We start from the raw sequence: 24,839 nt of genomic DNA, 5'->3' as shown, positions 1-24,839 counted from the left end.
AGGTTATTAGAAAGTTTAACGCTATCAGCGTGTTGCGGCTGGGGTGTCGATGAATAAACAACAAGGTTTTACCCTTGTGGAGCTGGTTACAACCATCATCTTGATTGCCATTCTTTCTATGGTGGTCTTGCCGCGCTTCTTTACCGCCTCGAGTTACAGTGCCTATACCCTGAGAGATGAACTGATTAGTGAGTTGAGAAGGGTGCAGCTGATGGCGCTTAATAATCTGGATCGTTGCTACAAGGTGAGCGTGACAGAAGCGGCCTATCGGGCCGACACCTACGGCGCCGACTGCAGCAGCCTGTTGGTCACTGGAACGTCTCAGTCACTGCCCCGTCAGACCAGCTTAAGCTTAGGTGGGCTGAACAGTTTTACCCTGCAGTTCGATCGCGATGGTAGGGTGGCGGGGAGCTGCACGGCGGGTTGCAATATAAAGGTGGCCGCCGATGACACCTTAGATCTCATCATAGAGAGTCAGGGGTATATTCATGGGCGCTAGCAGATTAAAGGCATCTCGGCGCGCTTCAGGCTTTACTTTGGTTGAGCTGGTCGTGGGTATGATAGTGCTGGGGATCGCCCTGACCATGTTGACGACTCTGTTGTTTCCCCAAGCGGATCGCGCCGCCGAGACGCTGCACAGGGTGCGCTCTGCCGAGCTGGCTCACTCGCTGCTTAATGAGATTTGGGGTAAGCGTTATGATCAAAATGCTAACCCCAATGGTGGTGTGCCTGCCTGTGGTGCGGCGGCGCGGCCAGACCTAGGTTTGTCTGCTGGACTTCCCTGTACCGACGAGGCCAACTTTGGCCCGGGCGGCCTTGCACGTAACGCCTATCGCGATGTGGATGACTATCATGGCCTCACCCAGACAAGCAAGATGCTCAACTCGGATCGCACCTATGCCCAAGAGTACCTCAACTACCAACTGTCGGTCAGCGTTACCTATCCCGGTAGCGATAAGAGCAGCAAGCTGGTGGCGATCAATGTGACCACCCCAAGTGGCGAGGTGATCACCTACCATGCCCTGCGGAGTAACTATTGATGCGCCAGTCACCGCAGATGAGCAGGCAAGGTAATAGGGGATTTACTCTGGTAGAGATGGTGACCGTTATCATCATTCTCGGTATCTTAGTCGTCGGGGTGAGTAGCTTCATTATCTTGGGAACCCGTATTTTCGTTGAATCCAGCTCTGTGGATCAGGTGCTCAGTCAGAGCCGATTTGTGATTGAGCGGATGACGCGGGAGCTACGTAATGCATTGCCAAACAGCATCCGTGTGGCCAGCTCAAGCGATGCACAATGCATAGAGTTTATGCCTATCACCGCGAGCGCCAGCTATATTAGCCTGCCAATTGCACCAGAGAATGCAGCAAGCAGCGGCAGTGTGATGCTCCCGGCGCAGGGCATTAATCTAAATCATAAAATAGTGGTTTATCCGCTATCGCCAGGGCAGATCTATCAAGACACGCCTTCGACGACTCAAGGGCGTATCTTCAATGTTAAACAGTTGAGCGGCAATCAACTTGAGTTTGATAATCCGCTGCGTTTCGATGAGGCTTCGCCCCAGCGGCGTTACTTTATGGTCAATGGTTCCGTGAGTTACTGCTTCTTAGGCAGCGGTGATATCAGGCGCTACGACGGCTATGGGGTCCAGACCAGCCAGCCGACACCTTCGCAGATGGGGACGGGCGCCCTGATGGGCCAGCATGTGGTCAACAATCTGAGCAGTGAGGCGCCAATCCATTTCACGCCGGGCACCTTGACTAATAATGCCGTGGTACAGTTGTCGCCCCGTTTTGAAGTAAATGGCCAGACGTTTCAATATCAACATCAGGTACAGGTGATCAATGTTCCCTAATCGAGCCAGGCAGCAAGGCAGCGCCCTAGTGATAGGTATCTTCATCATTACCGTGATGTTTTTGATGGCGGCGGCACTCGTCAATATCGTCAGTGACGCCGATGAGGGGGTGAATCTGGAGGTTTTGGCGACCCGCGCCTTTGCCGCAGCCAATAGCGGCGCCGACGCCGCCCTGGCGCAGCTATTTCCCTTAAGCGGCGCCGTGATGGGGTGCGCTAGTGTGTCATCGAGCTGGACGCCGCCCGATGTCGTGGGTTTTCATGGCTGCAGCGTGGCGTTAACTTGTAGTCAGACTTCTGTCGGGGCGGGAAGCGACATGGTGACCCAGTATCTTATCGGCAGTGAGGCGACCTGCGCCGTGGGCAACTGCGACGGCGAAGCCTGTCTGCGCGTCAATCGCAAGGTGGAGGTCGAAGCCCGTGAATAGAACGCTTCTATCCCTGCTTGCTGGCCTGCTCTATCTGCTCTTCTCCGCAGCCGTTTTCGCTGTACCTCAGTGTGACGAGATTTTTACCGACCCACCAACGGGCAACCATAATCCTGGTTTGGTGCCTCCCGATGATATTGGACCTCGGCTAGGCAATCTCACCTGTACCAAGTGGGGATGTACTGGGCACCGTCCGCAGTTTTCTCCTGGGGACTATGACTTTGCTGCTGGTGATTTTCAAAATAAATCCTTTATGAGCACCACGGGGAAAACGGCGCGTCTCTACTTCGACAACCTATCGATGAATAATGCCAGCATCAATGCATCTGGCAATGCCGAAAACTTGATCATCTATATCAGGGGCGATCTCTCTGTCGCCGGGCAGAACTATATCAACGGCATTCTCTATGTTGCCGGCACTGTGACCTTTACCGGCAATGCCTGGATAGATGGCGCCATCGCATCCGGGGGGAGTCTGAGCTTTGGCGGCAATGGCGGTGCGGATGTCGATCTCGATGTGGTGGATGATGCCGATTTCGACGGCATGTGCGACAAGGGCGGTGTAAGTGTCGATCATTACCGATTGGAATTTACCTCTGATGCACTGAGCTGCGTGGCCAAAGATATCCTGCTGCGTGCCTGTGTTAACGATGACTGCTCCACTCAGGCAACTATCTCTTCCAGCGTACAGCTGACTAAGAATGGTGTGAAATATGCCGATGTTGGTTTTACCGGTTCGACTCAGACCCAGATGTCGCACCCTGATGGCGGCAGTGTGCTCCTTGGGCTTGGCACCACGGCGCCTTCCGCGCCCTATCGTTGTTATATCGACGGCGCCTTGGTGGATAATTCTCAGTGTTTGCTTAACTTTGAAGACACGGGGTTCTATTTCGATGTGCCTGACAGCACAGCCTGTAAGACGGGTAGCAGTTTTAACCTATTCGCGGTGACCAAAGATACCCAGACGCAGCAATGTAAGCCCCTGTTTGCTAATCAGACTAAGACTGTCAATTTCGGATTCGATTATCTGCGCCCGGCCGTGGTCAACAACCCAGCTCAGCTTACCCTGAACAGCCTGTTATCCCCGACTGACTCGGTAGCGATTGATGGTGGCGGCGCTCAGGCAATGCAGGTGCACTTCAACGCTGATGGTGTGGCGAGCCTGTCGGCCAATTATCCAGAGGCGGGCGTGGTGAAGCTTAGCGCCGAACATAACCACACGGTTTCGCAGCCTACGGGCGGCACTGAGACCCTGATTCTCTCCCACAGCGACAGCTTTACCTCGGCTCCGGCGGGATTTCATTTTGCCAATGTTAGTGCCAATGGGCGCTGTGATGCTAGCGATCCTTATGATGCAAACTGTAAGGTGCTGGCCGCTGCGGGTGAACCCTTTAGCATGCAGGTGACTGCGACCTGTTGGCAGAGCGATGATGACAAAGACTTCAGTAACAACAGCGCGCTGCAAAATTTCGAACATGGCGGCCTGTCTGTGGTGTCACAGGTAGTGCAGCCTGATGTCGGGGTCAATGGCGTGTTAGGCCGTGATAGTCTGGCGTTTTCGCTATCATCTGGCGCCAGTGCTCAGATCATCAATGATCAAAGCTGGAGTGAGGTAGGTACCATGCAGGTGGCGCTTGCTAGCGATGTCAGCTTTGAGGGAGTAACCATTTCTGCCAGCCAGTCCAGCAGTGATGTATTTGGCCGCTTCACGCCTGCTTATTTGGATGTGACGGGTAATAGCCCTGAGGCACTAGCAAGTTGCGGCGCCTTCACCTATCTTGAGCAGCCCTTTGGTTTTACCACAGGTCTGGAGCCGCGTATTCAGGTGGCCGGTTTTAATGCCGAGGATAAGGTGACCACCAACTATCAGCTAGGCGATTGGTGGCGCTATAAGCACAGAGATGAGGCTGAGCGCAATCAGTGGGCAGAGCGCAGCTATCAAGACAGCACAGGATTGGCGGTGATAGCCGATAGTCAGGCGCCCGCACTCTCGGGTCAGGTCAATTATCTTAGCTTACCTAATATCGCCGAGTTGATCGGTGCCGAGCCCAGTTATCAGCGTACCCAAACGCCACTGGCGCCTTTCGATGCCAAGTTTGATCTGGTTTTGTCAGTGCTGGATGTCAGCGATGAAGATGGTATCTGTTATCGAGATAATGCCTCTGCCAGTTGCCAGGAATTTAGTTTCAGTGATATTGGGGACGGTAAAGCCTTCGAGCTGCGCTATGGACGCCTGGTGCTGGATAACGGCTATGGCCCTCAGTCGGAGAGTCTGCGTCTGCCGCTACGCAGCGAATATGTTTCAAGCGTGACCGCTGGCGTGCCCACCTGGACATTAAACGGCGATGATAGCTGCTCTGTGTTTAATACTCAGACCTCATTAGATGCTGGCGAAGGTGCAACGACCGGCCTGTACCGCACACTACCCACGGATTTTCCCGATCTGCAGGCCTATAGCAACGCCGCTTTGTCACTGCGCAGTGGCGCTCTGATGAATGGCGTGGGCAATCTCTATTTTTCGATCCCTAACCAGGCGGGCGAGGTGCCGCTTAAACTGCATGTTTCGCCATGGCTCAAGGGATATTGGAATTATCCGGGAGACGCCGCGAATACCCTGTTTGATCCCAGAGCAAACGCATATTTTGGTACCTATCGTGGGCACGATAAGATTATCTTTTGGCGTGAAGTGAAATAGTCGGCCTAATAATTGCTGAGCGAGTGTTCACTCAGGCTGACAGGCCCTGTAATGATGAACAGATATTTATCTTGGGATCATCATAATATCCTTGTGGAATCCGGGGGTCATTGATAAAGTTACCTGATTTTTATTTTTCCGACTCCACTGAGACAGGCTGGTTACATGTTCAAGAAGCTGCGTGGCATTTTTTCTAACGATCTATCGATCGATTTGGGTACGGCTAACACCTTAATTTACGTTCGCGAAGAGGGCATAGTGCTAAATGAGCCTTCGGTTGTTGCAATTCGAGGCGAACGGGGCAGCGGCGGGCAAAAATCGGTTGCCGCCGTGGGCACTGAAGCTAAGCAGATGTTGGGTCGTACGCCGGGTAACATCCAGGCAATTCGTCCTATGAAAGATGGCGTGATTGCCGATTTCTATGTGACCGAGAAAATGCTACAGCATTTCATCAAGCAGGTGCACAACAACAGCGTTTTCCGTCCAAGCCCACGCGTCTTAGTGTGTGTGCCAGTGGGCGCGACACAGGTTGAGCGCCGTGCAATTCGTGAATCGGCTATGGGTGCAGGTGCTCGTGAAGTGTATCTGATTGAAGAACCTATGGCGGCCGCTATTGGTGCTGGATTGCCTGTATCGGAAGCAACGGGTTCTATGGTGGTCGATATCGGTGGTGGCACCACTGAAGTTGCCATCATCTCGCTAAATGGCGTGGTTTATTCCTCTTCTGTACGTATCGGTGGTGACAAGTTTGACGATGCCATCATCAACTATGTGCGTCGCAACTACGGCAGCCTGATCGGTGAAGCCACGGCAGAGCGTATTAAGCACACCATAGGTACTGCCTATCCTGGTGATGAAGTGCTGGAGATCGAAGTGCGCGGCCGCAACTTGGCCGAAGGGGTTCCACGTAGCTTTACCCTGAACAGCAACGAGATCTTAGAAGCATTGCAAGAGCCATTGTCTGGCATCGTCAGTGCCGTCATGGTAGCACTGGAGCAGTCTCCGCCAGAATTGGCGTCTGATATCTCTGAGCGCGGCATGGTGCTTACCGGTGGTGGCGCATTGCTGCGTGACCTCGACCGTCTGTTGATGCAAGAGACTGGCATTCCAGTGATGGTTGCCGACGACCCGCTGACTTGTGTGGCTCGTGGTGGCGGAAAGGCACTAGAGATGATCGACATGCATGGTGGCGACCTCTTCTCTGACGAAAACTAATTCGGCCCAAATAAATAGGCAGCAAGACTTTGGTTTGACCCCGGGCGAGGCATCGACTTAGATGGTTCGCCGCCCAGATACCGCAAGGTGTTTGGGTAAAAAGCGGGCACCGGGTGTCGCTGCCTTAAGTGTTTTATGAAACCTATTTTTGCCCGCGGTATTTCGAATCAATTCAGGCTCACATTGGCAATTATTTTGTCGGTGATCTTACTGGTGGCCAACGATAGGCTGGAACCAGTGCGTCAATCTATCTCCTCTGTGCTTAGCCCATTGCAATATGTTGCGAATATTCCTGGCGCCGTGCTCGATTGGTCGGCCGAGAGCATCGCCACACGCAACATGCTGGCCAAGCAAAATAAACAACTGCTTAGACAACAACTGCTGATGAGCGAGCGTCTGCAACGTTTCGAACACCTGAGACAGGAAAACGATCGTCTGCGCGCCTTGTTGGGCTCGCCGGTGCACATGGACTCGAAGAAGGTGGTCGCCGAGGTGATGGAGGTGGCCAGCGATCCCTTTCGTCACTATGTGGTGTTAAACCATGGTGCCCGCAGCGGGGTCTTTGTGGGTCAACCTGTGGTCGATGCCCACGGCGTTGTCGGCCAGGTGGTTGAAATCAGTGAGTTGACCAGCCGTGTGTTGCTGATCTCGGATGTGACCCACGCCATCCCTGTGCGGGTGACCCGTAACGACGTGCGTCTGGTGGCGCAGGGAACCGGTGAGCTTGATGAACTCGAGCTACGCCATGTGGCCAAGAGTACCGACCTGAGAGTGGGCGACCTTCTCGTCTCGTCCGGTTTAGGCATGCGATTTCCTGAGGGCTATCCTGTGGCGCGCATCATGAAGGTGGAGCGAGATGATGGTCAGAGTTACGCCACTGTTACGGCGCAGCCATTGGCAGCATTGGATCGAATCCGCTATCTCTTGCTGATCTGGCCCGAAACCAATCAGCAGGAGCAAGCCGAGCCTGTCGAAGCCGAGCCTGATGCCGAGCCGAAAACCGAGGAGACGCCATGAGCATGCATATTCCCCACGGACGTTGGGTAGTCTGGCTGAGTTTCCTACTGGCCATGTTATTTCAGATCATGCCTTTGCCTGGCATCGTAGAGCCGTGGCGCCCGGACTGGTTGCTGCTGGTGATGATATACTGGGCGATGGCACTGCCGCATCGCTACAACATACTGTCGGCCTGGTTGTTGGGGGTGATGTTGGATATTTTGTTGGGGGCGCACCTTGGTATCAGAGCGCTTTCCATGTCACTGGTTATCTATGTGGTCGTACTGCACTTTCAGCGGATGCGTAATTTCCCCATGTGGCAACAGGCATTAATGGTGGCCAGTTTAGTCTGTTTGCATCATCTGTTGGTGTTCTGGATACAGTTTGTGGTGAACGTGGCTAGCTTCGAGGCCAGTCTATTTCTGCCAGCCCTGTCGAGCTTGGTCATTTGGCCCTGGGTGTTTTGGATATTACGGCGTATTCGTCGAATTTATAAAGTGAGATAATGATGCAGCTGGTATTAGCCTCTTCTTCGCCCCGTCGTCGTGAACTCTTGGCTCAGGTGGGCTTTGGCGATCCTGAGTTTGGTTTCGAGGTCTTAGCCGCCGATATCGATGAGAGCCATAGGGCAGGAGAAACTGCCGAAGATTTTGTGGTGCGCCTGGCAATTGAAAAGGCCAGTGCAGGCTTGGCGCTTTGGGGAAAGTCAGATGCTGTGGTGCTCGGCTCAGATACCATAGTCGTATTGGACGGTGAAATCTTAGGAAAGCCTAAGGATGAGCTTGATGCCAAGCAGATGCTTAGCGCCTTGTCGGGTCAGTGCCATAGCGTGATGACGGCGGTGGCCGTGACTGATGGTAAGCAGACCCTGTCGCGATTAGTTGAAACTAAAGTGCAATTTTGCGGCCTAACAGAAGAAGATATCTTGGCCTATATTGCCACAGGTGAACCCATGGATAAGGCCGGTGCATACGGTATTCAAGGACTAGGCGGTTGTTTTGTCGAGTCTATCGATGGCAGTTATTCAGCGGTGGTCGGCTTGCCTTTAGTGGAGACCCGAAACCTGCTCGACAAGATCAAGGTAGCAGCGATTTAGGCCTGGCTCTGAAGAGTGAGCCGTTTAGGTGTAAGCTATATCTATGATTAACGGTCCGTTTGGGCCGTTAATGCATTAATCCTATTTAAGTGAGTAAGCATGAGTCACATAGTCAAAAACAAAGTACAGAAAAAGATAGGTTCTGAGCTATTGATCAATGTGACGCCGACCGAGGCCCGTGTTGCTCTGGTGGAATACGGTATCTTGCAAGAGGTGCATATCGAGCGGCGCATGAAGCGTGGCCTGGTAGGCAACATCTATAAAGGCAAGGTCAGCCGGGTGTTGCCAGGCATGCAGGCGGCCTTTGTCGATATCGGTCTGGATAAGGCGGCGTTTCTGCACGCCTCAGATATTGTGCCTCATACCGAGTGTGTGGCCGATGTCGAGAAGGGCAACTTTGTGGTGCGCGATATCGGTGAGTTAGTGCGTCAAGGCCAGGACATCATGGTGCAGGTGGTCAAAGATCCGCTGGGTACTAAGGGTGCGCGTCTTACCACAGATATTACCCTGCCTTCTCGTTATCTGGTGTTTATGCCAGGCTCCAGCCATGTCGGGGTGTCGCAGCGCATCGAATCTGAAGAGGTACGTGCGCGGCTTAAGGGATTGACCGAACCTTTTGTCGACGAAGATGGTGGCTTTATTATTCGCACTGCCGCCGAGAATGCTGGCGAGCAGGAACTGGTGCAGGATGCAGCTTTTCTTCGCCGAGTTTGGGCAAAGGTGTGTGAACGCCGTAAGCGCCCAGGCGTCTCGCTGTTATATCAAGACCTTGCCCTGCCGGTACGCATAGTGCGTGACTTTGTCGGCACAGAGCTGGACCAAATTCAGGTGGATTCGGGGCAAACCTATGAGGAGCTACTGCAGTTCACTCAAGAGTTTATGCCCGAGATCGCCGATAAGATAGAACACTATTCGGGCCGAGTGCCCATCTTCGATCTCTATGATGTGGAGAACGAGGTGCAGCGCGCCTTGGGACGTAAGGTAGAGCTTAAATCTGGCGGCTACCTCATCATAGATCAGACCGAAGCCATGACCACAGTCGATATCAATACCGGCGCCTTTGTTGGTCACCGTAACTTAGAAGAGACCATCTTCAACACTAATCTGGAGGCGACCCACGCCATCGCCCGTCAGTTGCGTCTGCGTAACCTAGGCGGGATCATCATCATCGACTTTATCGATATGCTGAACGAAGATCATAAGAAGCGTGTGCTGAGCACCTTAGAGGCTGCGCTGGCCAACGACAGGGTGAAAACTAATGTCAGCGGTTTTTCCGGCTTGGGGCTGGTCGAGATGACACGTAAGCGCACCCGCGAAAGTCTCGAGCATGTGCTGTGCGGCGAGTGTCCCGCGTGTTTGGGGACGGGCACCTTGAAGACGGTCGAGACTGTCTCCTATGAGATCTTCCGCGAGATCATCCGTCTCAATCGAGGCTATGATGCCGATGAGTTTTTGGTTTACTGCGCGCCGGCTGTATATAACAGCCTGACCGGAGAAGAGAGTCATCTGGTAGCGGAACTGGGTGCCTATATTGGCAAGCGTGTACGTCTGCAGAACGAGCCTATGTATGCACAAAATAAATTTGATGTGGTGATAATGTAGTGTCACGCCCATTTTGCCCCCGCACCTTTGGCCGTCTCTGCTGGCAGACGATCGCCATCATAGTGGTGATCTTTGCCCTGAGCGTGAGTCTGTTTAGGGGACTGCTGCCCAAGCTAGACCAAGTACGCCAGGAATTGGTTAACTATATCTACCAAGAATATCAGGTGAAGGTTGAGGTGGGTGAGCTCACCGCCGAGTGGCAGGCATTTGGCCCTGCGGTGACGGTAAAAAATCTGGTATTACCCGTGCAGGAAAACCTGCCGGTCACCTTCATCATAGACAATGTTCATCTTAAGTTGGATTTTTGGGACACCTTAGTGTCTGTCTCGCCACAGATTGAAAATGTGATTTTCGAAGGGGTTAAGGTCGCCCTGGATATGGATCGCATTCATCGCCAGGAGCAGACCAGCGATGCGCCCGTTGTGGAGCAAAACACCGACTGGATCTACTCCCTGCTACTGGAGCAGTTCGAGCGCTTTGCTATCACAGATGTGACCATGCAACTGATCAGCAAGCATCACAAGTTCCGTCCTATTCATATCAAGAATCTGCGTTGGTATAACCTTAATGACAGTCACCGCGCCGAGGGGGCCTTGTATCTTGATGAAGATGCCTCGGAGGTTGAGCGCCTGTTATTGGGGGTCGATATTCGCGGTGATGGATACAGCCCTGAGTCTTTGACTGGCCAGTTCTATCTGTCGGCAAACGCCCTGGATCTGGGGAAGTGGGCCTCACGGCAGGAAAATCCTTATGATTCGAGCAAGAAACTCCCCCTAGAAGGCGTGGTTAACTTGCAGGCTTGGGCTGAATTTAGCCATCGGCAGTTCAATGCTGCCACAGTGGCCTTTAAGCCCAGTTGGTTGCAATGGCAGCTTAATGGCGAGCAGCAAAAATTTGAGATCCAGGGAGGACAGCTTAATTGGGCTCCTCAAGCATCGGGCTGGCAAGTCAGTAGTTCAAACCTTGCCTTTGTTACCAATGAGCAGAGTTGGCCTGAGCTGGATATTGGAGCCCTGAGTCGTGATGGTCGGCTAAGCGCCTATATCAATCAGCTCGATGTGCAGATGTTACTTCCGCTATTGCCACTCGTGCCAGCCATGGAGTTAAACGCTCTTAATCACTGGCAGACGATGCAGCCCAAGGGAAATATCAAGCAACTTAAGTTTGGTTATAACACACAGGAAGGCTTTGCCCTGTCGGCTCAGTTAGCGCAGGTCTCCTGGCAAGGGGTTAAAGCGATTCCAGGGTCTGAGCCTATCGATCTGACATTCGGCATACAGGGCGATAACCTCTATCTGTCTGCACCAGAGCAACAATATTTATTGGATTTCAACGGAGGTTTCGAGGAGCCTTTGTCGCTGGCGGGGGACGCTTTTACGGTCAAATATGCCCTAAGCCAAGCCGCCCTCTTTGCACCTAAGCTGCATTTTTACAATGATGATTTAGATCTGGATGCTGCCATGCAGTTCGGCTTTGCCGATGAGGCAAGTTTGAACCTGCTGGCCGATGTGCAGATTAAAGATGCCGCCAGAGCCAAATATTATTTTCCCAAGCGTGGCATGAGCGCCTCGCTGATTGCCTATCTTAGTGGCGCCCTTAAGGCCGGGCAGAGCCAGAATGCCAAGGTGGTATGGAATGGCCCCTTGAGTCATTTCCCTTATGACGACAACACAGGTGTATTTCAGGCTGGTTTCACTTTAGAGCAGGCGCGCTATGAGTTTCAGCCGACTTGGCCTGAGGTGACTCAGCTCAGTCTTGATGCCCTGTTTGAAAATGCCGCTATGGATATCTGGGTCAACAAGGGGATGTTAATGGACGTCCCGGCCGATGGCGCTCATGTGGCGATTCCACGCATGAACCACCAGAGTCTGCTGACGGTTAAGGCGGATCTTCGTACTCAAGGCGAAGCCGCCAAGCAGGTGTTGCTGCGCTCGCCGCTGGCTAAAACGGTGGGAGCGACCCTTAAAGTGGTACAGGTGCAGGGCGAGGTCTCGGGTAAACTGGATCTCACGATTCCTTTGTATCAAGGGGGTAAGGAGCAGATTCTCGGTCAGGTGACATTTGACGATACCCCTGTGTATATCAGTGAGCCGGGTGTGCAGCTCGCGGGTGTTAGTGGTGAGGTCTATTTTGCCAATGAGGTAGTGACAGGTGAGGGGATCAAGGCCCAATTATTTGAACAGCCGGTGACTTTTACCTTTGATACCGGTCGGAGCAATAAGCATTATGGCCTTAACCTGGATATGCAGGGGCTGTGGGATCTGCAACAGTTGCCCGATGCCCTCAATAATCCACTGAGCGATTATTACCAAGGGCAATTGGACTGGCAGGGAGCGATGACGCTGATCTTTGATGAGCTGGGTTACCGTATTCAGGCACAAGTAAAGAGCGACATGCAGGGCGTGGAGCTTAGCCTGCCGGGTAAGTTTGCTAAGGCCGCCGACAGTAAGAGGGCGCTTTCCTTCGAGCTGATTGGTGACAACAAGCAGGCTTCTTTAGGGGCAAAGCTTGGCGATCAGATGGAGTTTTGGGGGGGATTCGATGAGCAGTCTGGGGATCACCTGGCTCATTTCGATCTACTGCTGGGACGCCTGTTTAAGCCGGGCGATCAGCTAAAGCGTCAGGCAGGACATCTGCAACTGGATATGCCTAATACCGAGTTTGGGCCTTGGCTACCTATCATCAAGGGTTTTATGGGCAAGCAGCAGCTCGAGTCATCATTGGATCTGGTCATGCGTCAGGTGCTAGCCGAGCAGTCATCTGAGACGCCCATGATAGAGACCGTTGCCGAAGTTGAATCGAATGGTTTCTTCCCGCCGCTGATCTCGGTAGAGGGACAGATACAGCAGCTCAATCTTTATGGTCAACCACTTAGCGAGCTGAACCTGGAGGCATATCCTACAGAACATGGTTGGCGGTTTGAGGGGAATGCCCAGGAGTTTAGCGGTCGGGTGGACTTTTACCCAGATTGGTCGACCCAAGGGCTTAAGCTGGTGGCCAGCCGCTTTAATTTGACGCCCCTGAGTGAGACAGCGGATGCCGAAGCGGTTAGTAATCATGAGGTGCTCAATCATCTGCCCCCCTTGGCGGTGGATGTTGATCAGTTTAGTGCCTATGGTAAGTCGCTTGGGCATCTAGTGTTGCAGGCAACGCCAAACAATGGCGATTATCAGATCCAGACGCTGACGCTCACCACGCCTGGGATCACCCTTAAAGGCAAGGGAGCCTGGTCGAACAGCGAAGGGCAGAATTTGACCGAGTTACAATTTGATCTTAATGCCAAGCAGTTTGACGAGGTGTCAGAGCGTTTAGGGATAGACCCTGGCCTCAAGGAGGCGCCGCTGGATCTGCAGGCCCAGCTTTCTTGGCATGGTGCCCCTTATGCATTCTCGCTCGAAACCCTAAATGGCCAGATAAACTATAAGTTGGGCAAAGGCCATCTGTCTGAGGTGAGCGATAAGGGCGCGCGTATCTTCTCCCTGTTCAGTCTGGATTCCTTGCTGCGTAAGTTGTCGCTGGATTTCTCGGATGTGTTTGGTAAGGGGCTTTACTTCAACTCCTTTACAGGCACCTTGAAGCTGGACAATGGCGTAGTGAAAACTACAGATTCTGAAATGGACGCCGTGGCTGGCAATATGAAGGTGCGGGGCTATACCGACCTCACCACAGAAAGCCTTAACTATGACATACGCTTCGTGCCCCAACTTGCTTCTAGCGTGCCGACAGTAGTGCTACTCAGCACAGGTGGTTGGACGCTCGGTTTAGGCGCCTTTGCCTTAACCAAGGTGTTAGAGCCGGTGATCGAAGTGATCTCTGAAATCCGTTTCAGGCTGACAGGTACCATGTCAGAGCCTAAGCTTGAAGAATTGGAGCGTAAGAGCAAGGAGATAGAGATCCCTGAGTCTGTCTTGCCACGTCAACCGGCGCAGCCAGAGCTACAACCAGAGTTACAACCAGACTCACAGCCTGAGCCTGAGTTAAAGTCAGAGCCTATTGAGCCTATTGAGCCTTCTGAGCAGGTGATACCTTTAGGCGTTGAGATCCCCAAGCCTGCTGTTGAAGCTATGCCAGACTTTAATGAAAACCGTCCTCAGCAGGAAATGCCCAAGTCGCAGGAAATGCCCAGTAAGCCAGAGTCACAAGACAAGCCAGTGCAGAAGGAGTCGGTCGATGCAGGTCAGCTTATTACAATGTCAGAGTGGTCGCGACGTCGAGGAGAACCTCAGCTTTATTCGCGAGCAGCTTGACGCATTAACTATAGGGGAGGCGTCACATCTGGTGGTGTTGCCCGAGTGCTGTTTACTGTTTGGTGGCCACGAGAGCCAGCAGTTGGCCCATGCCGGTGATGATGCAGCGAGTGAGTTGAAACAGACGCTGGCCGCGATGGCTAAGCAATATGGCATCTATTTAGTGGCCGGAACCATTCCCATCTTAGCCGATGACGGACGAGTCTATAGCCGTAGTTACCTGTTTAATGACAAAGGGGATACCCTAGGCCATTATGACAAGTTGCATCTGTTTGATGTTGACGTCGATGATGGCACTAAATCCTACCGAGAAAGTGATACCTTTTGTCCCGGTGAAAACATAACCGTGGTCGATACGCCTTTCGGTAAGGTCGGGATGGCGATATGCTATGACATTCGATTTGCCGATCTGTTTCGTGCCATGCGGCTGCAAGGTGCAGAGATCATCGTTCTACCGGCGGCCTTTACACGAGTGACCGGACGCGTCCACTGGTTACCCTTGCTGCAGGCGAGAGCGATTGAAACTCAATGTTTTGTATTGGCCGCAGCCCAGTGGGGCGAGCATAATCAAGGGCGGCGTGAGACCTGGGGACATTCTTGTGTCATCGACCCTTGGGGTGAACTGGTCGCGGTAAAACCTGAGGGATGTGGCTGGTTGTCGACAGAGATAAGCTTAGACGCTATCGAAAAGATCCGCCGTAACATACCTGTGGTTGAACATAATCGTTTTGCAGCGCCGACATTGCAGGCGGCCCGCCAGAAAGAGACTATAAAATAGCGCCATGTAGCGCTTCAAAGAGAGAGAATTAATGCCATTTTTAACCCAAGTAGAACAGAGCCTTTTGCAAGATGGATTGTCGCTGGATCAGTTGCAAGGCTATATCAATAGCATTCATCAGCATCAGGTGGATTTTTCCGATCTCTATTTTCAGGGAAGCCGTCATGAGTCTTGGGTGTTAGAAGATGGCATAGTTAAAGAGGGCAGCTTTCATATCGAGCGCGGTGTGGGCGTGCGTGCGATCAGTGGCGAGAAGACAGGTTTTGCCTATGCCGATGAGATCACGCCAGTGGCGCTGAGCGCAGCAGTCGAAGCGGCTCGCGGCATCTCCATGGCGGGTAATAGTGGCCGTGTTCAGGCCTGGAAGCAACAAAAGGCGACGCCTTTGTATCAGAGTGCCGATCCCATTGCCGCCATGGAAGAGGTCAAGAAGATCGAGCTGCTTAAGCAGGCCGATGCCTATGTGCGTAGCTTAGATACACGCATCATCCAGGTGGTGATCAGCTTATCAGGCGTACATGAGGAAATTTTAGTGGCGGCGAGCGACGGTACGCTGGCAGCCGATATTCGTCCGCTCGTGCGTTTTAATTGTAGCGTAGTGCTAGAGCAAGATGGCAAGCGTGAGCGCGGCGCCAGCGGCGGCGGTGGCCGTCATGATTATCAAGTCTTTTTCGAGTCGGGCGACGATGGTTTGCCAAGCTGTTTCGCTTTTGCCCGCGAAGCGGTGCGCCAAGCTTCTGTGAACCTGACGGCTATCGATGCACCGGCGGGTGAGATGCCAGTGGTATTGGGTGCAGGCTGGCCAGGTGTCTTACTGCACGAGGCCGTGGGTCATGGCCTGGAAGGTGACTTTAACCGTAAGGGCAGCAGTGCCTTTAGCGGTCTTGTCGGACAGCAAGTCGCCTCTAGTTTGGTCACCGTTGTCGATGACGGTACCCTGGTTAATCGCCGCGGTTCGCTGAGCATAGACGACGAAGGCGTGCCAACACAAAAGACGGTATTGATCGAAAATGGCATCTTGAAAGGCTATATGCAAGATAAGCTTAACGGCCGTCTCATGGGTCAGGCATCTACGGGTAATGGTCGCCGTGAGTCTTATGCGCACTTGCCGATGCCACGCATGACCAATACCTATATGGAAGCGGGCGACAGCTCGCCTGAAGAGATCATCAAGTCGGTGGATAAGGGGATCTACGCCCCTAACTTTGGTGGTGGGCAGGTGGATATCACCTCTGGCAAGTTTGTCTTCTCGGCATCAGAAGCCTATCTTATCGAGAAGGGCGAGATCACCCAGGCGATCAAGGGAGCGACCCTGATCGGTAACGGCCCTGAGGCCATGGGGCAGATCTCTATGGTGGGTAACGACTTGGCGCTCGATAAGGGCGTTGGTGTCTGTGGCAAAGATGGGCAAAGTGTGCCCGTAGGAGTGGGTCAGCCGAGCCTGAAGCTCGACAGGCTGACAGTGGGGGGAACGGCCTAGCAAGTGGCTGCGGCGTGTCTGCTGAGACGCCGCGATTGATGAGGGTTTTTGCCCTTAATTGCCAGGTCATCTTTTCAACACTCCCTTAGGGTGTTAACATTCGCCAAGGAAATAGAGTAATAACTCTAGAGGTATTAATGAAATATTTGTATACGATCTGGCTGTCCTTGGTGGTCCTGGGGGCGCAGGCCGCTCATGGCCAAGAGCTTGCCTTTGGCGAGGCGTGGCAGCAGCTATTGCAGGTGAGTGATAAGCTGCAGGCCAGTCAGCAAGAGGTTAATCGTGCCCTGGCGGAGAAAGACGCTGGGGATGACCTTAATCTGCCCTCGCTGTCGATTAATGGCAGCTATACACGCTTGGAGAAGCCACTAGAACTGGACTTAAGGGATCTCAATCCCTTAGCGACTCTCGATCCTGCAAGTTTACCCCCAGCCCTTGGCTCTGCCTTGGGGGCGATTCCCGGCTCACTGTTTATCACTCCTTTTACCGAGCAAGATATCTTCCGCTCTAGCTTGCAGGCGATGTGGCCCATCTATACCGGTGGTCGTATCAGCGCCGCCCAGGGCATACATGAGGCTCAGGTGGCCGAGAAGGAGCAGCAACATCAGCTATCGACGCGGGATCTCTTTGTCCAGCTGGTGGACAGATACTATGGTGTGGCGGTAAGCCATGCCCTGATGGCGACAAGAAGCCAGCTGGTCGATGCACTGACCGAGCATGCCGATCATGCCGTTAAGCTCGAGCAGCAGGGACAGATCGCCAAGGTGGAGCGTCTTAACGCTCAGGTGGCATTGGAAAATGCCAGAGTGGATTATGCCAGTGCCCAACGTCAGCTGGAGATGAGTCAGATTGCCCTGTCACGCATGTTGCATCAGCCCAATGTCGATACCGTCTCTAAGTTGTTTCTTCTGCAAACTCCGCCTTCTTTGGGTCAGCTGAGTCAACTGACGCTTTCTAGCCATCCGGCCCTTAAGTTGCTGGAGGCCAAAGAGGTTCAGGCCAATGGCCTTATCGATGTGGAAAAGGGCAGCTACTACCCTACCGTCTTTCTTTACGGCAACTATACCCTGTATGAAGACGACTCCCTGCTAGCCAAGATGGAACCCGACTGGATGGTCGGCGTTGGGGTGAAGATTCCGCTTATCAGTCGCGACGGTCGCAGTGGTAAGGTCGAGGCCGCCCGTAGCGCCCTGTTGCAGGCGCGTTATACCAAGGCCCAGACTCAGCAAGATCTCAGTCTCTTGCTGGATCAGAGCTATCGTCAGTTGCAGCAGGCCAGAGAGGAGACAGAGTCGTTAAACCTCTCCTTGTCTCTCGCTAAGGAAAACAAACGCCTGCGGGATCTCGCCTTCAGTCAGGGACTGTCTACGTCGATTGAGAAGGTGGATGCCGAGCTTAAGCTAAGCGGAGTGCAGACCCAGCAGTTGGCTGCCCAGTACCGCTATGTACAGGCCTACGCCAGATTGATGGCCATCAGCGGTCAGTTAGATGAATTTATCGGTCGTTCACGCACCGCCCAGGAGAGAGCAGATGCGCACTAACAGAATCTTAGCCCTTGTTGCCCTAGTCGCCTTGATTGTCATCTTGGCCTATGGACTCCATTTGGCTCACACTCCTAAGGTCACGCGTTTGCAGGGACAGATCGAAGCCAGAGAATATAATGTTTCCTCCAAGGTGCCCGGGCGGGTTGCTCAGGTCATGGTTCGCCGAGGTGACCAGGTGGCCGAAGGCGATCTACTGTTTGCTATCGACAGTCCTGAGCTCAATGCCAAGTTAATGCAGGCACAAGGGGGGCGTGATGCCGCCAAGGCGTTGCAGCAAGAGGCGGATAATGGCGCCCGTAAACAACAGGTATCGGCGGCGAAAGAGCAGTGGTTAAAGGCAAAAGCGGCGGCCACTTTGGCCGAGACCACCTATAACCGGGTAGAAGCCCTGTTCAGTGAGGGTGTGCTGGCGCGTCAAAAGCGTGATGAAGCCTTTACCCAGTGGCAGGCAGCCAAGTATACCGAGCAGGCGGCCTATGCCATGTATCAGATGGCGGAAGAGGGAGCCCGTGAAGAAACCAAGGCGGCGGCCGAGGGTAATGCCCGCATGGCCGAAGGGGCCGTTAAAGAGGTCAGTGCCATCTTGGCTGACAGTCAAATGCGCTCGCCTAAATCGGGTGAGGTTAGCGAGGTGCTTCTGCAAGCTGGCGAACTGGCGCCTAGCGGTTTTCCTGTGGTGAGTGTGATCGACATGCAGGATGCCTGGGCAGTGTTCCAGGTTCGAGAAGATCAGCTTAAAGACTTTAAGGTAGGCGATACGCTAGAGGTGGAGATCCCTGCGCTCGGCCAACGTTTTCCCTTTAAAGTGGCGCACATTAGCGTCATGGGACACTTTGCCACCTGGCGCTCTACAGAGAGTGGCCACGACTTTGATATGCGCACCTTCGAGATGGAGCTAAGACCAATGGAGCCCATTGCCGACTTAAGGGTGGGTATGACCAGCTTGCTGGTGCCTTAAGCCTTGGCTTCCATGGTCAATCTTATAAAGCGAGAGCTCAGGCGACTATGGCAGTCGCCCTGGCAACTCGCCCTGGTCAGCTATCTGCCTCTACTGGGCACGCTAGTGCTTTGGTGGTTGTTTAGCGCAGGATTGCCGACCGCACTGCCAGTGGCGGTTGTGGATCAGGATCAGAGTCAGCTAAGCCGTATGCTGGTACGTCAGTTAGCGGCCAATTCGGTTGTTAAACCCATTAGTTATCAGGATATAGGTCAAGCCCAAGCGGCTATGGAGAAGGCCGATGTCTATGCCGTGATGATATTGCCATTTCAGCTTAACCGTAAGCTAGTGCTTGGCCATCAACCCACGATAGATATTCGTTACAACGCCCAGTTTTTACTGGTGGGGAAATTGCTCTCCAGTCAGATACAGATGAGCCTGGCCGACGGTCTTAAACAGAAGGCAAGACTGAAAATGCTGGTCTCTGGGGTGTCGCCCGAGCAGGCCAATATCAATCTGAACATGATAAAGACTCAGAGCAGTGCACTCTACAACGCCAATAACAACTATGTCGCCTTCCTGGTACCACCCATTTTGATCGCCTTGGTGCAGATAGTGGCCATGTTGGTGTTTGCCAATGCTTTGTCTGATGAGCTAAGACACAATACCTTGCCCGAGTGGTTTGCCTTAGGTACTTACAAGGTGCTTTGGGCTAAGGTGCTGGTTTATACGCCGCTGCTGATGTTACAGATGGGGGGGATATATGCTTGGCTCTATGGCTATCTCGGCCTGCCGCTAAGCAGTGGTCTGGGTCAATTGTTTGCCGCACAGGTGATGATGTTGCTAGTGGTATGGTTGATCGTGTTGACCATCTTTGCTGTGCTGCAGGACGGTGCAAGGGTGATCAGTCTCTGCACCGCTCTGTTTGCACCATCATTTGCTTTTATGGGCGTCACTTTCCCCACCCATGAGATGCCTATGTTGGCTCAGTGGTGGCGGCAGATCATGCCTTCCAGTCACTATGTCGATACCCATATCGGTGTGATCGCCTATGACCAAGGCATTGACGCGTTATTGCTGCAGCTCTTTAGCTATTGGGGCTTTCTGCTGCTGATCCCCGTGATCGCCGTGTTACTGACAAAGATCCGCCGAGACCAGGCTAAAGAGCAGATGGCGGAGGTGCAGGGATGAACTTTTTCAGCCTGATGTTTGAGGAGTTCAAGGCCATAGTCTCAGACAAGGCGATTGCTATTACTTTGTTTGGTGGTGTGCTTTTTTATTCCGTGCTCTACCCTTTGCCTTATCTCAATGAGGTACCAACAAAGCAGCAAATTGTCGTGGTCGATGGTGATAATTCCAGCTTGAGTCGCTTGGTGATTCGTCACGCGCAGGCGAGTCCTAAACTTGATGTCGTCGCTCATGTGGCTAACTTGACCCAAGCGCAGGCGGCCGTCAATGCCGGGGAGGCTCATGGTTATCTGGTTATCCCTGAAGGATTCCGTCATAATCTGCTGCGCCAGCAAGGCGTTACCTTAGCTTATGGCGGCGACGCCAACTATTTTCTGGTCTACTCGGCCATTTTAGAAGGGCTGGTTTCGGTCGGCATAGAAGCGGGTAAATACATACAGTTTACCGGTTTACTTGCCATGGGAGAGACGGCCAAGCAGGTACAGCTTGAGCTGGATCCAATCCACCTTAACAGTGTGCCAGCTTTCAACCCGAGCTTGGGTTATACCTCTTATGTGGTGCCCGGCGTGCTCTTGCTTGTGCTGCACCAGACCTTGTTAATCGGTACTGGGATCCTCGGGGCAGGCCAATGGCAGCGTCAGGGCTATTGGAATCAGGTAAGCTTAGGCCAGCTTCTGTGTGCCAGGGTGGCGACCTTTTCGGTTATCTACAGTATTTTTACTGCCTTCTACATAGGCTTTTGCCATTACTGGTATCAGGTGGGAGTGCAGGGCGAACTCGGGCAAGTGTGTTTGTTTCTGCTGCCCTTTATTCTGTCGACCAGTCTGGCAGGTGTCGCCTACAGCAGCCTGTTTGTTCGACGGGATCTGCCGACACAGGTGGCACTGCTTATCTCTATGCCGATCCTGTTTGCGTCGGGCTTTGTCTGGCCGGTGGAGTTGATCCCCGTGCCATTGCAGGCCGTATCACAGCTGATCCCTGGTGTGGTGACCATTAAGGGGATGTTACAGCTTAATCAGATGGGTGCAGACTGGAGTGATATCGCCCCCATGTGGTGGCAGTTGTGGGTGTTGGTCCTATTCTACCTTCTGCTGGCCTATCTGGGGATGCGCATTAGGCTTAAGGCAACAAAAAGCCCGCACTAGTGGCGGGCTGTTTCGGTGAGACACAGGCTTATTCGGCGGTCTCGGCGCGCAGATACTTGACCAGTTCTGTTGCGGATTTAGAGGCTTGTTCAGGTTGCTTAGATAGCTCCTTGTTGGCCTGTCTCACCAGTTGGCGAAGCTTCTGGCGCTCAAGGTTAGGATACTGCTCAAGCAGGGCCTGAATGGCATCATCACCGCCACTTAGCAGTTGATCTTTGTGCTTCTCGGCAACATTGAGCTTGGAGCTTTCGTTGCGATTTTGATTGAGCACGTTTTTCAACTTGGCCTGCACTTCTTCGATATCGACGTTACGCATCAGCTTACCAACATAATGCAGTTGACGGCGATGGGCCTCGCTGTTGATGCGAATCGTCTTGGCCTTCAAGATGTTGTCATGAAGTAATTCATCCAGCTCCAGTTTCTTGAGCTGGCTCTTGCTGAGGGCAACTAGCTGCTTACCTAGTTCCTGGTAAACGGCGATCTCGCGCTTTATATCGGCTCTGCTGACGTAATCATCGTCATGATCGAAGGGCTGTTTAAAGTGTTCTGAGTCACCAACAATATTCATATTCAAAAAAATCTCTTGGGTCCAAGCCATAACTACCCTAATCATAACATTTCCGGCCAATATCGCCTACGAAACGACTCAGTTATTTAATGTGAAAGCCCAGCGGGTTTGCTATGCTACGGCCACGATTGACAACAAAAGAGTAGATTTGTGCCTTCTCCTAGCATCGAAACCGAATTGAATTCATTGAAAGACGCCGTGTCTATGGCATTGGAATATGCTGCCAAATTAGGCACCTCGGGGGCCGAAGTGGCCATCAGCAAGCAGCAGGGGCTCTCAGTCTCGACACGCTTGAAAGAGGTAGAGACCGTTGAGTTTAATAAAGATGGTGCGTTGGGGATCACCTTGTTTAGAGATGGGTGCAAGGGTAGCTCTTCCACCTCAGATCTGAGCCCAGAGGCCATTCGCCGTGCCGTAAAGGCCGCGGATGATATCGCGCGCTTCACTTCGGAAGACCCCTTCAACGGCCTGGCCGATGCCGAGCTGATGGCTAAGCAGATCGAAGATCTCGAGCTCTACTATCCCCACGAGACTACGCCGGCCGAGTTAGAAGCCTTGGCGGCGAGCGCCGAAGCCGCTGCGCTAGATAGCGATGCGCGTATTAAAAACTCTGATGGTGCCAGTGCCAACGCCCATACAGGTGCCAAGGTGTATGGCAACAGCCATGGTTTCTTAAACGGTTATGTCAGTTCGCGCTACAGCCTGAGCTGTGTAGTGATCGGCGAGCAAGATGGCCACATGCAGCGTGACTATGACTATACGGTGGCTCGCAATTTCAGCGACCTTTGGACGCCAGAGGCGGTGGGCCTGAAGGCTGCCCAGAAGACCCTGAGTCGCCTAGGGGCGCGTAAGATAGCGACTACCAAGTTACCTATTCTGTTTGCACCTGACGTAGCGACCGGCCTGATGGGACATCTGGTGGGGGCCATCAGTGGTAGCAGTCTGTATCGCAAGTCGAGCTTCCTACTTGATGCCATAGATACCCAGATCTTCCCCGAGTGGTTCTCGATTGCTGAGCAGCCACACCTCAAGGGCGCACTGGCCAGTGCCTGTTATGATAGCGAAGGGGTGGCCACCATAGATCGCAACATCATCGATAGCGGAATCCTCTCCACTTATTTGCTGACCAGCTATTCGGCGCGTAAGTTAGGCCTGACTAACACAGGCCATGCCGGTGGTATCTACAACTGGACGCTATCTCATACCGGACAGACCTTCGATGAGCTAGTGAAGCAGATGGATACAGGCCTTATCGTCACAGAGGTGATGGGTCAGGGCGTGAATGGTGTGACCGGTGATTACTCACGCGGCGCAGCGGGTTTCTATGTGGAGAAAGGCGAGATCCTCTATCCGGTCGAAGAGATCACCATTGCCGGAAACCTTAGAGATATGTACCGCAGCATGGTGGCCGTGGGCAAAGAGCGAGATCTGCGTTCCTCTATCCGTACCGGAGCCATTTTGCTCGATGAGATGAAGATTGCCGGTAATTGATCCTCAGGGCTTTGCCTAACTCAGGGTTACCTGACTTAGTGATGCCTAATTGAAAGAAAAGCGAACCTTAACCGGTTCGCTTTTTTTATGTTTGCAGCACACAAGAGAACTTGTATATATGAAAATTCATATATATGCTTATCCATATGTTCAAGCGCCCATATTTTTGAGAGTAACAAGCCAATGGCCGTCGCAATCTTTAAAGCCCTTTCCGATGAAACACGTCTGCTCAGCCTGCTGCTGATTAAGGCTGAGGGCGAGCTGTGTGTGTGCGAGTTAATGGCGGCACTGGACGAGAGTCAGCCAAAGGTTTCGCGCCACTTAGCACAGCTGCGTAAGGCTGAGCTGCTGAGTGATCGCCGCCAGGGACAATGGGTGTTCTACCGGATCAATCCCGAATTGCCAGTCTGGGCGGCGGAGGTGATCGAAAGGACGCAGGCGGGTAACCCCGAGCTACTGGATCAGGCCAAGGCGCGTCTGGGTGAGATGGGGCAGCGCCCCGAGCGGGTACAAGTTTGTTGTAAAGGATAGAGCCATGGGATTATTTGAACGTTTTCTGAGTGTCTGGGTGGGGCTGGCCATAGTTGCAGGGGTTGCCTTGGGTTATCTGTTGCCGGAGCAGTTTGCTCAGATCGCTTCTTTTGAGTATGCCAGTGTCAATCTGCTAATAGCTGTGCTTATCTGGGTAATGATCTACCCCATGATGGTGCAGATCGATTTCTCGGCAGTAAAAGATGTGGGCAAGCGTCCTAAGGGCTTGTTGCTGACTCTGGTGGTGAACTGGCTGATTAAGCCCTTTACCATGGCACTGCTAGGTTGGCTCTTCTTCCGTGTGCTGTTTGCCTCCTGGGTGGATGCGCAAACCGCCAGCGAGTATATCGCCGGCATGATCTTACTGGGCGTTGCGCCCTGTACTGCTATGGTGTTTGTCTGGAGTCAGCTCACCAAGGGCAATCCTAACTACACTCTGGTGCAAGTATCGGTGAACGACATAATCATGGTGTTTGCCTTCGCGCCTATCTGTGCCTTCCTTTTGGGGGTGAGTGATATTCAGGTGCCCTGGCAGACCCTGTTGATCTCTGTGGTGCTCTATGTGGTGCTGCCGCTGGTGGCGGGTATTGTGACGCGCAGGGCATTAAATAAAAAGGGCCATCTTCTGAGTGTTGAGGCCTTTGTCGCCCGCCTCAAGCCCTGGTCTATCTTGGGCCTGCTGGCCACAGTTGTGCTGCTGTTTGGCCTGCAGGCCAATACTATATTGGAACAGCCGCAAAATATCTTGCTGATTGCCATTCCTTTGCTGATTCAGACCTATGGCATCTTCTTTATCGCCTATCTGGCGGCCAAACGATTGAAGCTAGAGCAGGATGTAGCGGCGCCCGCCTGTATGATAGCCACCTCTAATTTCTTCGAGCTGGCGGTTGCCGTGGCTATCTCGCTGTTTGGTCTGCATTCAGGAGCGGCGCTGGCGACTGTGGTAGGCGTATTAGTGGAGGTGCCAGTAATGCTTTCCCTAGTGGCTTTTGTTAATCGGGATAAATCCAATTATTTGCGCGGTCTGGGCAAGGTCTAAGCCGC

Annotated in this window: 21 protein-coding genes; 20 read left to right on the top strand and 1 reads right to left on the bottom strand. The window is 53.0% G+C overall.

Annotated elements, in window-relative coordinates; genetic code table 11:
- Positions 1 to 49: 49 nt before the first annotated feature.
- From NY07_RS09230 to NY07_RS09150, 17 genes are all read left to right on the top strand, one after another.
- Complete coding sequence (locus NY07_RS09230) at positions 50 to 499, top strand: pilus assembly FimT family protein (RefSeq protein ID WP_033539062.1); 450 nt, start codon at positions 50 to 52, stop codon at positions 497 to 499.
- The gene (locus NY07_RS09225; protein WP_033539061.1) at positions 489 to 1,040 is read left to right on the top strand and encodes a type II secretion system protein; all 552 of its coding nucleotides are present in this window, start codon (positions 489 to 491) and stop codon (positions 1,038 to 1,040) included. Before NY07_RS09230 ends, NY07_RS09225 begins: the two co-directional genes overlap by 11 nt.
- Positions 1,040 to 1,855 (top strand): PilW family protein, encoded by an 816-nt coding sequence (locus NY07_RS09220; protein WP_033539060.1) that lies wholly within the window; start codon positions 1,040 to 1,042, stop codon positions 1,853 to 1,855. The genes NY07_RS09225 and NY07_RS09220 overlap by 1 nt, the downstream gene beginning before the upstream one ends.
- A complete protein-coding gene (locus NY07_RS09215) occupies positions 1,845 to 2,282 on the top strand; it encodes a hypothetical protein (protein ID WP_033539059.1) in 438 nt (145 codons plus the stop codon). The genes NY07_RS09220 and NY07_RS09215 overlap by 11 nt, the downstream gene beginning before the upstream one ends.
- On the top strand, positions 2,275 to 4,977 hold the full coding sequence (locus NY07_RS09210) for a DUF6701 domain-containing protein (RefSeq protein WP_033539058.1): 2,703 nt from the start codon (positions 2,275 to 2,277) through the stop codon (positions 4,975 to 4,977). The genes NY07_RS09215 and NY07_RS09210 overlap by 8 nt, the downstream gene beginning before the upstream one ends.
- A 165-nt stretch (positions 4,978 to 5,142) precedes the next feature.
- A complete protein-coding gene (locus NY07_RS09205) occupies positions 5,143 to 6,192 on the top strand; it encodes a rod shape-determining protein (RefSeq protein ID WP_011864209.1) in 1,050 nt (349 codons plus the stop codon).
- Between the two features lie 135 nt (positions 6,193 to 6,327).
- Positions 6,328 to 7,209, top strand: coding sequence for a rod shape-determining protein MreC (mreC, locus tag NY07_RS09200; protein ID WP_033539057.1), 882 nt, complete (start codon positions 6,328 to 6,330; stop codon positions 7,207 to 7,209).
- Positions 7,206 to 7,694 carry a rod shape-determining protein MreD gene (gene mreD / locus NY07_RS09195; protein WP_033539056.1) on the top strand — a complete coding sequence of 163 codons (489 nt, stop codon included), beginning with the start codon at positions 7,206 to 7,208 and terminating at the stop codon, positions 7,692 to 7,694. Before mreC ends, mreD begins: the two co-directional genes overlap by 4 nt.
- Positions 7,695 to 7,696: 2 nt before the next feature.
- Positions 7,697 to 8,284: a Maf family protein gene (locus tag NY07_RS09190; protein WP_033539127.1), complete on the top strand. Its 588-nt coding sequence runs from the start codon at positions 7,697 to 7,699 to the stop codon at positions 8,282 to 8,284.
- Positions 8,285 to 8,383: 99 nt separating this feature from the next.
- Positions 8,384 to 9,886 (top strand): ribonuclease G, encoded by a 1,503-nt coding sequence (gene rng / locus NY07_RS09185; protein ID WP_033539055.1) that lies wholly within the window; start codon positions 8,384 to 8,386, stop codon positions 9,884 to 9,886.
- Complete coding sequence (locus NY07_RS09180) at positions 9,886 to 14,133, top strand: YhdP family protein (protein WP_033539054.1); 4,248 nt, start codon at positions 9,886 to 9,888, stop codon at positions 14,131 to 14,133. The genes rng and NY07_RS09180 overlap by 1 nt, the downstream gene beginning before the upstream one ends.
- Positions 14,057 to 14,911, top strand: a complete 855-nt coding sequence (locus tag NY07_RS09175) for a carbon-nitrogen hydrolase family protein (protein WP_033539053.1) — start codon at positions 14,057 to 14,059, stop codon at positions 14,909 to 14,911. Before NY07_RS09180 ends, NY07_RS09175 begins: the two co-directional genes overlap by 77 nt.
- A gap of 31 nt (positions 14,912 to 14,942) precedes the next feature.
- Positions 14,943 to 16,391, top strand: coding sequence for a metalloprotease TldD (gene tldD / locus NY07_RS09170; protein WP_033539052.1), 1,449 nt, complete (start codon positions 14,943 to 14,945; stop codon positions 16,389 to 16,391).
- 137 nt (positions 16,392 to 16,528) lie between these two features.
- Positions 16,529 to 17,932 (top strand): TolC family protein, encoded by a 1,404-nt coding sequence (locus tag NY07_RS09165; protein ID WP_033539051.1) that lies wholly within the window; start codon positions 16,529 to 16,531, stop codon positions 17,930 to 17,932.
- A complete protein-coding gene (locus NY07_RS09160; protein WP_033539050.1) occupies positions 17,922 to 18,893 on the top strand; it encodes an HlyD family secretion protein in 972 nt (323 codons plus the stop codon). Before NY07_RS09165 ends, NY07_RS09160 begins: the two co-directional genes overlap by 11 nt.
- A 12-nt stretch (positions 18,894 to 18,905) precedes the next feature.
- Positions 18,906 to 20,063 (top strand): ABC transporter permease, encoded by a 1,158-nt coding sequence (locus NY07_RS09155; RefSeq protein WP_033539049.1) that lies wholly within the window; start codon positions 18,906 to 18,908, stop codon positions 20,061 to 20,063.
- Positions 20,060 to 21,205 (top strand): ABC transporter permease, encoded by a 1,146-nt coding sequence (locus NY07_RS09150; RefSeq protein WP_033539048.1) that lies wholly within the window; start codon positions 20,060 to 20,062, stop codon positions 21,203 to 21,205. Before NY07_RS09155 ends, NY07_RS09150 begins: the two co-directional genes overlap by 4 nt.
- 28 nt (positions 21,206 to 21,233) lie before the next feature.
- Here NY07_RS09150 and yjgA read toward each other — a convergent pair whose 3' ends face one another.
- Positions 21,234 to 21,773 carry a ribosome biogenesis factor YjgA gene (gene yjgA, locus NY07_RS09145; protein WP_033539126.1) on the bottom strand — a complete coding sequence of 180 codons (540 nt, stop codon included), beginning with the start codon at positions 21,771 to 21,773 and terminating at the stop codon, positions 21,234 to 21,236.
- Positions 21,774 to 21,923: 150 nt separating this feature from the next.
- On the opposite strand from yjgA, the gene pmbA reads away from it, so the two are divergent.
- The 3 genes from pmbA to arsB all read left to right on the top strand — a co-directional run bounded on the left by pmbA (position 21,924) and on the right by arsB (position 24,834).
- Positions 21,924 to 23,264: a metalloprotease PmbA gene (gene pmbA, locus NY07_RS09140; protein ID WP_033539047.1), complete on the top strand. Its 1,341-nt coding sequence runs from the start codon at positions 21,924 to 21,926 to the stop codon at positions 23,262 to 23,264.
- Positions 23,265 to 23,447: 183 nt separating this feature from the next.
- The gene (locus NY07_RS09135) at positions 23,448 to 23,795 is read left to right on the top strand and encodes a metalloregulator ArsR/SmtB family transcription factor (protein WP_033539046.1); all 348 of its coding nucleotides are present in this window, start codon (positions 23,448 to 23,450) and stop codon (positions 23,793 to 23,795) included.
- 4 nt (positions 23,796 to 23,799) lie between these two features.
- Positions 23,800 to 24,834 carry an ACR3 family arsenite efflux transporter gene (arsB, locus tag NY07_RS09130; protein ID WP_033539045.1) on the top strand — a complete coding sequence of 345 codons (1,035 nt, stop codon included), beginning with the start codon at positions 23,800 to 23,802 and terminating at the stop codon, positions 24,832 to 24,834.
- Positions 24,835 to 24,839: the final 5 nt, after the last annotated feature.

This window comes from Shewanella sp. ECSMB14101, from assembly GCF_000773485.1.
In the GTDB taxonomy this organism is placed as follows: domain Bacteria; phylum Pseudomonadota; class Gammaproteobacteria; order Enterobacterales; family Shewanellaceae; genus Shewanella; species Shewanella marisflavi.
This window is presented reverse-complemented; position numbering and strand designations above follow the sequence as displayed.